The 9,650-nt window shown below is 48.5% G+C and carries 8 protein-coding genes; 1 reads left to right on the top strand and 7 read right to left on the bottom strand.

Features of this window, described 5'->3' with window-relative positions:
* Positions 1–179: 179 nt before the first annotated feature.
* Complete coding sequence (locus ACFO6W_RS18605; protein WP_379999180.1) at positions 180–365, bottom strand: hypothetical protein; 186 nt, start codon at positions 363–365, stop codon at positions 180–182.
* Between the two features lie 384 nt (positions 366–749).
* Here ACFO6W_RS18605 and ACFO6W_RS18600 point away from each other — a divergent pair, with 384 nt between their 5' ends.
* Positions 750–890 (top strand): hypothetical protein, encoded by a 141-nt coding sequence (locus tag ACFO6W_RS18600; protein WP_379999178.1) that lies wholly within the window; start codon positions 750–752, stop codon positions 888–890.
* Here ACFO6W_RS18600 and ACFO6W_RS18595 read toward each other — a convergent pair.
* The 6 genes from ACFO6W_RS18595 to ACFO6W_RS18570 form a co-directional block, all read right to left on the bottom strand.
* Positions 887–2,260, bottom strand: coding sequence for a FimB/Mfa2 family fimbrial subunit (locus ACFO6W_RS18595; RefSeq protein ID WP_379999176.1), 1,374 nt, complete (start codon positions 2,258–2,260; stop codon positions 887–889). The two genes, ACFO6W_RS18600 and ACFO6W_RS18595, sit on opposite strands and share 4 nt — an antisense overlap.
* 255 nt (positions 2,261–2,515) lie before the next feature.
* On the bottom strand, positions 2,516–4,660 hold the full coding sequence (locus ACFO6W_RS18590) for a FimB/Mfa2 family fimbrial subunit (protein ID WP_379999174.1): 2,145 nt from the start codon (positions 4,658–4,660) through the stop codon (positions 2,516–2,518).
* A 31-nt stretch (positions 4,661–4,691) separates the two neighbouring features.
* A complete protein-coding gene (locus tag ACFO6W_RS18585) occupies positions 4,692–5,645 on the bottom strand; it encodes a FimB/Mfa2 family fimbrial subunit (protein ID WP_379999172.1) in 954 nt (317 codons plus the stop codon).
* Between the two features lie 128 nt (positions 5,646–5,773).
* Positions 5,774–6,946, bottom strand: coding sequence for a hypothetical protein (locus ACFO6W_RS18580; RefSeq protein ID WP_379999170.1), 1,173 nt, complete (start codon positions 6,944–6,946; stop codon positions 5,774–5,776).
* Positions 6,947–6,993: 47 nt separating this feature from the next.
* Positions 6,994–8,529: a DUF3868 domain-containing protein gene (locus ACFO6W_RS18575; protein ID WP_379999168.1), complete on the bottom strand. Its 1,536-nt coding sequence runs from the start codon at positions 8,527–8,529 to the stop codon at positions 6,994–6,996.
* A gap of 4 nt (positions 8,530–8,533) precedes the next feature.
* A complete protein-coding gene (locus tag ACFO6W_RS18570) occupies positions 8,534–9,133 on the bottom strand; it encodes a DUF3575 domain-containing protein (RefSeq protein WP_379999166.1) in 600 nt (199 codons plus the stop codon).
* Positions 9,134–9,650: the final 517 nt, after the last annotated feature.

Here is a 9,650-nt window from a genome sequence, read left to right as displayed (position 1 = left end):
TGATTGAATTTATTCATGTAATATACTAATAATTAACCGTATAATCAATTTTTATTAATACTTATTTCTTTCTTTTTTAGTTGTGCAACAGACACGTTGCGCTACCCTATAGGGTGGTGGTGCCCCGCTGGCGCGGATTAAGGTGCTATATGCTCCATTTTATTGTTATCAGGTACCGTTTACGGATTCCTGACGGTAATCGTCACACCCGTCAGGCATTTTTTACCCGCCGCGCTCCCATTAGTTAAGTAAAAGCCAAAATTGTAGCCGGAGTTCCATGCGTTGTCGACTGGTGTTGTACCCATGTAAATTGCATCGGTCGCCCCCCCGTTGATCCAGTAGCTAAGGTACGTGTTCGGTGTCATGTAATAATCTCGGGAGCTCGCCGGTAAAGAACTTGATGTCATCACCGTCGCACAACTGGCAAGCGAGGTCACGTTACCAGAGCTCGTGGTAAACGCGGCATTATACTTTGGGCACCAAATACTGATAGACATGTCTCCGGTAGGGGTAAATTTGGCCGTTGTAAGGCAAGGACCTTTTGCAGGCACATCTACTTCCTCACCACGCTTTACAGTCAGTGTAGGATAATTGCTATTAAAATCCGCCGCGGTGTAGCCAGTTGATCCCGTCGTCTGTGTAAAAGTAATCGTATACGGCGATAACCATCTTGCCTCATAAGTGTTAGTGGCGTTTTCGTCAATTGTAACTTCCGGTTCACGTGGGTCACCCGTTACCTTTTGGCCGGTTTGAACGTTGTACCAGCCGTCCCAGAGGTACTTTTCGCTATCGGTGGTGGCGGGCAGGGTGATTACATCTCCATCGTCATAGTAGCCGCTTTTGTCCGGTATAAAAGAGCCGCCGGGCTCCGGATTGCGCGTCAGAGTTAATTTTGGTTTACCGTCACGACATGCGTCAGGTTACCGGCCGTAATTTTGATTTTACCGGTGCGCACTGCTCCGGTATTAGCAGTAACCTGAATCCCTAACGTGGTTTTTGTGTTAGCGGTCACCGGCCCCCCTGTGACAGAAAGCCAGCCGCCGGTAGCAGGCGTTACACCGTCTGCTTCGAAACATGCATATGTCGCCCCGTCGGTATAATCCGTGAAAACTTCAAGGGTACTGTTGCCGGCGCTTCCGGAAAGATTAAATTCTCCGGTGGAGACGCCCAGCATATAGTTATTATTAAAAACAATGTCCGTGATTGCCGATTCATCGTATTCTATAATCTTTACCGTATTGACGGGCGCCGAGTTGAAGGCTGCCTCTGCTGTCGCCTCCCCTGAACCGAGCATGTCTGTTATCTGTACGGTGTACTTGTGGTTGCGCAACAGGTCGAGGTAAGTGGTCGCCCCGGCTGCCGTATTGGCGAAATCGACACGGTAGAAGGTTTCCGTTCCATCCGACCCGTATATACCGCCTATGACCAGGCAGGTATTGGCCGCCGCACCGGTAGCGCTTCCTTTCGCCGCTTCAAAGGTATAGATTTCGTTGATGCAGGAGATATCCGTTGTTGTTATGGAAGTTCCGTTATAGACCAGAGGCCCCGTTTGTTTCTGCGCGGATGCCGGAACCGTAGGTGCGGTCGCAACACCGTTGCCCCAGTTTACTGCGTCCGGAGCGACATATCCCTGATTGTTATAATTATAGAGCCGCACGCTTTTCAATGCGAATTTGGTCTGGGCTGTTGTACCCAGGGTCACATCTATCTTGGAGACCATGCGTATAAGGTTTACCGTTTGGTTGGCTGTCGGCGAGCCGACTGTCAGGGTCGCGATCTCGCCCCACATCGGTATCTTTGTAAAACTGCCCGAAGTGTCCCATTTGCCTGTATTGGTCAACTTTAATTGTTGCATAACCGTTGCCTTGGTATCCCCTTGGTTGATGCTACCCAACGCGGCGCTGACAATCTGGCTACTGTTGGCCAGGATGACCATGTCATAGGTGCCTACCGGAATTTTGGCCGTAAAGGTTTTTTGCGCGCTGTTAGCGCCGTCCGTTATATTATTGATATAGATAGGCTGGTAGGTATAATAGCCCGAACTATTAAACAGCAGCAGGACGATATTATCCACCGCGTTCTCGTCAACTTCGGTCAAAGCCTTGGTCTTGGGCGCGGAAGCTCCCGGCACCCGGATGGAAAAGCTGACCAGTTGCTCATCGCCCTGAACCGCCGTATTCCCTTCCCGCTCATCGATGCAACCGGTTACCTCGAACAGTTGAACGACAAGCAATAATATGTATAATACCTTTATTTTCATATATTGTTATTTTATCTAATATGCTGTTACTGTTTAAAATACTTTATGTCAGACCTTTTTTTGTTTTCTATAGGGCAGCATAGCGCTACCCTGTGTTGTTGTTCCCACACCCTGCCGTTACAGCCCCCCCCGCTGGCGCGGACATCTTGTCCGTGTCTTGTTCAAAGAGCAATTGCATTATGCTGCGCAACGCACAGGCCTGGTGGCCGTTTTTTAGTCTGGTCATATATAACAGGAGTCTTCCCATCAGCCCCATCATCTGGCGACGACTGCTATACTCTTAGCGCACAACCGTAGGGCGTTACCATTGCTTGCAGAGCCCGCTTGCCACCCCCCTCCGGGTATTCCTAATGGGTTCCATACACCCGCCGTTGAGCCCGACCAAGTCCACCAATATGCGTAAAATCGATTGGTCCCCCCCCCAGACCAGAAAGTCGTGTTTCCGTATGGCCAATAAACATCTATACTATTCGTCCCCACTAATCCACTGGCCATGGTACCAGCGGTCTTGCAATCATTGAGGTTTCTTGCGGTGTCATCGATAGTAGTTATAACAACGACACTCTTAGGGCAGTAAATTTTATATGTCGCGTCAGCGGTCGCTGTATAGGTTTGTTCTGCCCCCAGGCATAGACCGTCTGTTGTTATTGTATAGGTGGCCCCACGTCTCAGAACAGAATTCCCAGCTATTCCATTCACCAAACCATTACCGCTACCTGTGCCAGTCCTCTCTATGGTTATGGTCACCGGTGCGTACCATTTAGCCGTGTAGTTGTTTTCACCTTCAGCACCCACGATCACAGTCGGCGTTTTGCTGCCGCCTTCCAGTCGGGTACTACCGTTTTTGTACCAGCCGTCCCATGCATAGAGTCCGTTGTCCGTGGGTTCCGGCAGAGAGACAGGTGACCCATAATCATAGAGATCAGTCAGGTCTGTGAAATCGCCATCGGTGGTTTCCGGATTTTTTGTCAGTGTAAAGCCGTACTGCGCAACGGCCTGAGTAACCGTCACGACATGCGTCAGGTTCCCGGCCGTAATTTTGATCTTACGGGTGCGCACTGCTCCGGTATTAGCAGTAACCTGAATCCCTAACGTGGTTTTTGTGTTAGCGGTCACCGGCCCCCCTGTGACAGAAAGCCAGCCGCCGGTAGCAGGCGTTACACCGTCTGCTTCGAAACATGCATATGTCGCCCCGTCGGTATAATCCGTGAAAACTTCAAGGGTACTGTTGCCGGCGCTTCCGGAAAAATTAAATTCTCCGGAGGAGACAGTCAAACGATATTGTCCGCCGGCGTCGAATTCATCGAGCCCGCCATCGTTCCATGCGGTAATAGTCGCGGTTATATCGGCCGGCCGGGAGTTAAAAGCATTTTCAGGTGTTGACAGTCCGCTATCTTTCACATCAGCGATTGTCACGGTATAGTGATGGTTGCGCAACAGGTCGAGGTAAGTGGTCGCCCCTTCTACCGTATTGGCGAAGTCGACACGGTAGAAGGTTTCCACTCCATCCGACCCGTATATACCGCCTATGACCAGGCAGGTATTGGCCGCCGCACCGGTAGCGCTTCCTTTCGCCGCTTCAAAGGTATAGATTTCATTGATGCAGGATATATCCGTTGTTGTTATGGAAATTCCGTCATAGAGCAGCGGGTTGTCTACCGCAGGCGACGGTTTTTGCGCTGATGCCGGAACCGTAGGCGCGGTCACAATATTGCTTACGCTGCTCCAGTTGTTATCAGTATCCGGGGCGACATAGCCCTGATTGTTATAATTATAGAGCCGCACGCTTTTCAACGCGAATTTGGTTTGGGCTGTTGCACTCAGGGTCACATCTATCTTGGAGACCATGCGTACAAGGGTTACCGATTGGCCGGGAGTAGACTCGCCGACTGTCAGGTTCGCGATTTCGCCCCACATCGGTATCTTCTTATAACCTGCGTCCGCAGGATCACTGTTCCATTTGTCGGCATTGGTCAACTTTAATTGTTGCATAACCGTTGCCTTGGTATCCCCCTGGTTGATGCTACCCAACGCAGCGCTGACAATCTGGCTGCTGTTGGCCAGGACGACCATGTTGTAGGTTCCTACCGGAACTTTGGCTGTAAAGGTTTTTATCGCGCTGTTACCGGGGGTGGTCGTTACATTATTGATATAGATGGGCTGGTAGGTATAATAGCCCGAACTATTAAACAGCAGCAGGACGATATTAGCCACCTCGTTCTCGTCGTCCCCGGTCAAAGCCTTGGTTTTGGGTGCGGCAGCTCCCGGCACCCGGATGGAAAAGCTGACCAGTTGTTCATCGCCCTGACCCGCCGTATTCCCTTCCCGCTCGTCAATGCAACCGGTTAACGCGAACAGGTAAATGACCAGCAAGAGTATATATAAACACTTTGTTTTCATATATTGTTATTTTATATGGTCTTTTCTTATCTTAAAATTCCGGGCTTACGGGTTTGCTGTCCCATCCCGGCAGGGTAACTTCTACCGATACGGACTTAAATTCTATCTGTATCGGGATAAACAGGCCGTCCGTACCCGTTACGGTTATATTGTTATCCGCGATAAAATCTTTCAAGCTGACCGTCGCGACAGTACTGCCGTCGGATTGTTTCTTTATATATAATAGTATGGGTGTATTTTCATTAAAAAGGGGAGTATAAAACTCCGAATAGGCCATATTCTGGCTTTCGATAACGGTATTTGCCGCTGTTTTTTTGTATGAGATACCTGTGCCGTATGTTTGCATGTTAAAGTTATAGTGAGCCGGTATATCCGTCAGCACGATGGTTGGGGGCAAAGCCGCTCCCTGGGCGGATGTATCCGTAAATCCTTTTACATAAACGCCTATGGTGATGTGTGCGCTGCGAAAAGGGATAACGGCTGTTTGCGAACCGCTTTCAGGCACGGTTACATAAAATGGCTGTGGCTGCGAATCCTGTGACGGCGCGGGCGCGTAATACAGCGGGTCGCTGTCGCTTGCCGTGTTTGTTGCCTTGTCGAGGCTTGAATTACTCAGGAAGGCGTCACTGAACAGGTTATTGCCCGGGCTTGCTCCTTCATAAAGGGTGTTAGCTGTCGCATTGGCCCAGCATACAATGCGGTAAGTACCGGGTTCCAGCCTCAGTTCGGTACCCGCAAAAAGGGATAAGGCGTTTTCATCGAGGGTTATCCTTTTTACAAGGCGATCCCCGCTGTCGAAGATAAAAACATCCGTATACCTGACTTTATCAGTAAAAATATCTAAGCCGTTTTCATCTGTATAGCGGAATTCCAGACGTAAATTGCTGTTATCATCTATCTCCGGACAATATTCCGAATCTTCACCGATGCAACTGTTTAATAATGCAAAGGCTAAAAGTATGAACAGGCTTATATAGGGTTTCATAATAGTTATAATCCTTTATTAGTAAAAAGTATTCGAAAAAGCTATAGCATCCCTGCTTAGTGGATATCCGGGGGATAAAGATGCCGTTGCCGGACTCCTATCCACTAAGCGGGGAAAGTTATATGTTATTAAAATTCAGGGGCTAGAGGAACTGCTTCCCAAGCAACTACATTTACAGTTACCGTTACATTTATGGCGTCAACATTCGGAACAGGAGCCAAGTCTTCCGGTTCAATTGCATTTACTGTCAGAGAGACTTTATACACCTTGCCGGCACTGATTTCAGTTAGAAGAGCACCGCCCCCAGCAGGCCTAAATCCTTTGATTGTAATATATTGAGGATCCGCAAAAACGGCGCCGGGAGTAGAATTTAAGGTTGTTGTTATATTCTTTAAACGGATAACGATTATCGGAACGGCTGAACCTCCGTCGAGGGTAGATGCCGCGAACAGGTTATATCCCCAAACGTTGGAGCCAGCCGGCTTGGCAACCTTCGATACAGCATTATAACCAGTGCCTCCATTGTCGTCAAATGTAACTCCACGGTCGGAGATAGGATATATCGCTCCTCCTACAGCAAATTTTGCCGGATCTGTACCATTTTCAATTTTAGAGTAGGTTCCTGTTGTTCCGCCAATCGAACCTACTTTATCGAAATTATCAATGAAGATACCGTCTACGGTGAACCCTGTGATGTCGCCTGTAACAGTAATATCGCTTAATTCAATACGGGCGATGGTCGGGTTAAGTTCTACATCACACGTATAATCAGGAGCCACCGGAGCAGGAACTAAGTTTGCTGTTCCATATAAATTACATGAGGCTGTAGTGACTTGCGATGCTATACCGATAGTCAGAGCTTTCACTGTATTTATAGATCCGCTTGTCGGCATGGTAAGCGTCGCGCCATTTTGATCGACAGCAGGAACATTTCCAAATACATGCGCGGCGGTTACGCTTCCCGGAATACCTGAGATTGTCACTCCGGGAGCTGATGCTTCTGCTATACTGATTTTACCATTCGGTAAGTCCGAAGAAGCATCAGTAGTCAATTGATATCTTTCAATAATAGTTCCACCACTGTTGACGAAGTATAAATAACCGCTGCTCAATGTAGCCTTTGTTCCGTCTGCTACCGCAACGCCTTCCGATTTGGCAATAGCTTCCTTGTCCAGTTTGAAGAATAAACTTTTCTTCTCTCCGTTATCGGTGTTATCTTTCGCATCGTCATTCGAGCAACTGCTGAATCCTAATAAAAGGGCGACAGTTAATGCGCTTAAAAATTTAAATTTTGTTTTCATTTTTTACTTGTTTTTAAAATTAAGAATACTAATAAAGAATATAATTACTATCTGTTTTTATACCGTTCCATTTTCTTGTTATCGGCCCGTTTGGCCGCCACTTCCTCCAGATTGCGGACCGCTTCCTTGCTGCCGGCTGTTTTTGCCCGGTTAAACAGGGCTTCGGCCTGATCGAGTTCCCCGGTCAGCAGGCGTATTACGCCCAGGTTGTTCAGTACGGCCGGATTGTTGCCACCGGGGGCTGAGCCGGCTGCCTTGTCCAACAGGCGCCCGGCGGTATTCAACTCCCCGTTTTCAATCAGGAGCGCCGCCGCATTGACGTTTGCCGTCACATCATCGGGATAGTATTTGGGGATCACTCCGGTCATGATATCCGTATAGTCTTTCGTGCCTTTGCCGTAACTTTGAGCCAGGTTGTAAAGCTCCAGTTGTGACAGGTCTTCCGGTTTCCGGCTAAACAGCGATTTGCTTTCTTCGGCAGTGTAATCCCTGACCGTAAAGTCGATCCGGTATTCCACCCTGCGCAGTTCGGGGAACATCTCCCGGAGCATCCGGCGGTAGGGTGCACCGTTCGCCAGGCGCATCAAAGCCTTTTCGCGTTCGTCCATTACTTCCGTGGTGGCAATAATTTCCAATATCTTGTCCTTGTATTCCATATTGGAGGCCTGTACCTGTACGGCAAGGCTGTCCCAATCTTCGGCTACATGGCTTACCTTGAAAAGACCCTCGTCGAATCCAAATTTAGTTTTCAGGTAATCCTTTAGCGCCAGCGACCGTTCTTTCGATAAACGCTCGTTGGTGGTGTACAATCCGTCGGGGGAAGCATAGCCTTCGATAAACAGGCCGGTGATGCCCGCATCGGGATTGTCCTTTACATCCGAGACGGCTTCGTTGATCTTGGCCAGCTCCGCAGGATTCCGGCGGAAACCGGGGTTAATGACCGACCTGCCTGCCTGGAAGTCCAGGAAAGCTTTGCCCTGACGCTTGCGCGTCTTGACTTCCCTGCCCGGGGTGAGTAAGGATACTCCGGGGCTGACCTGATAGGGCACACGTGCTTCCAATTCCACCTTATCGCTCAAAATCAGCGCATACAGCCGTGATTCCTGCCTGTTGTATCCCGTAACCTGCTGGTAGAGAACCAGGCGGGCGGAATCCATCCAGGCTTCATAAGGGATTTTCAGCTTATATAGAAGTGTCGTATCGGTGAACTGGCGGATATTTACCTGCATCAAAGGACGATGATAGGCGGACCGCTTATCTGCTCTCGCAAGAGCGAAAGAGCGTTCGTCCAGTTTCCGTCGTTCATCCCCGTCGACCCGGATATAGGGAAAGGTTACTTTTTTGCTGTCCGGATCGCTACCGGTACTCAGTTCGGGAATCAGCAGCATCGATTGACCGCCGGAGACGGCCTGGCCCTGTATGTGTACAGAAAGACTTAATAGCAGGCTGTCGCCTTCCTGTTTCAGCCCGGCGCTTTCAACCGACAGCCGGCCTTTATAGAAATCCTTATTCTGTGCCGGCAGGCTGAGCGCCGCCAACAGGAAAAATACAGCCGGTATATGGGAAATATGGAATCGTTTCATTGTTTTATTTGATTATATAGATTAAGGATATACCTGCCTTGGTAGGCCCGAAATAATGCCTGCTACCGCTCTCGAGCAGCTTACCGCAGGTTTTACACTCATACCTGTCATAATCCGTATATGCATACCCCAGGCCGATGGTAGCTTCAATGTTCCAGCGGGGAGAGAGCATCCATTGGTAACCGTAGGAGATGCCCATCCCGAAAATGTCGCCCCGGTAACGGCCTGTTTCAAGGCCCGGGTATAGGTTCAGCGGCAGCTTGATGGCCCCCACATTGTAATTGGCATAAAGCGCATGTACACCGATGAAATGACTGAAGAACGGTTCGCAGAACCAGTAACGGAGTTCCGGCTGCACCAGTATATGTTTCAGCTTCTTGTTCCCACTATAGGTGAAAGGGTTGTAATTAACCGGTATATCCAGCGTATAACGGTTCTTCAGCCTGACTTCCAGCCCCAGGTTGAAGGTGGTGGTAGCATCGTACAACAAATTTGTTTTGACTGCCAGGCGAGGTGACGACAAAGGCGTATTACCTGCCTCGTCCTGTGCCCATGCGGGGAGCAGGACTAATGTCAGCAGAAAAATAAATATGGATTGTTTCATAAAATAGTCTGTATTATTAATTTGACTTCATCGTTGATTATAGCCTGATGTCTGCCGGTTATTGCCACCCTTTCCATCCACTCATTGTAGTTCAGGAAATACGATAAGGATAGTGGATGGCTATCCTCCCCTTATCTTCAACACCTTTTTATGATTTTTAATATATCTAAATCGGTAGCAAAATTAGGTGTTAATATTCTACAAATCTTTACCCATTTTTACCCATTTATTGACCATTTTGTTTTTATATGCATTTTAACATCATTTTCCATCTGCATATGACAGGACAATGTGCCACAAAAACATCTCCTGATAATGAATAGAAATTGAAAGAGTTTCGCAAGTCCTTACCCGATCAGTCTGAAGTATAAAAACAAAAGGTCTCATAAAGAGACCTTTCCGCCAGTTGTCACTGATTTGAGCCATTCTTATCTACCGGTAGCCCAGCCCTCCGTGCTCAACCATCAATACCTGAAACCGGTAAAATGAACGATAACGAATTCCCTCTCGTCATACT

The sequence above is a fragment of the Dysgonomonas termitidis genome (genome assembly GCF_042654545.1).
GTDB classification, from domain to species: domain Bacteria; phylum Bacteroidota; class Bacteroidia; order Bacteroidales; family Dysgonomonadaceae; genus Dysgonomonas; species Dysgonomonas termitidis.
Note: the sequence above shows the minus strand (reverse complement) of the source record. Positions and strands in the feature narration are given on the sequence as shown.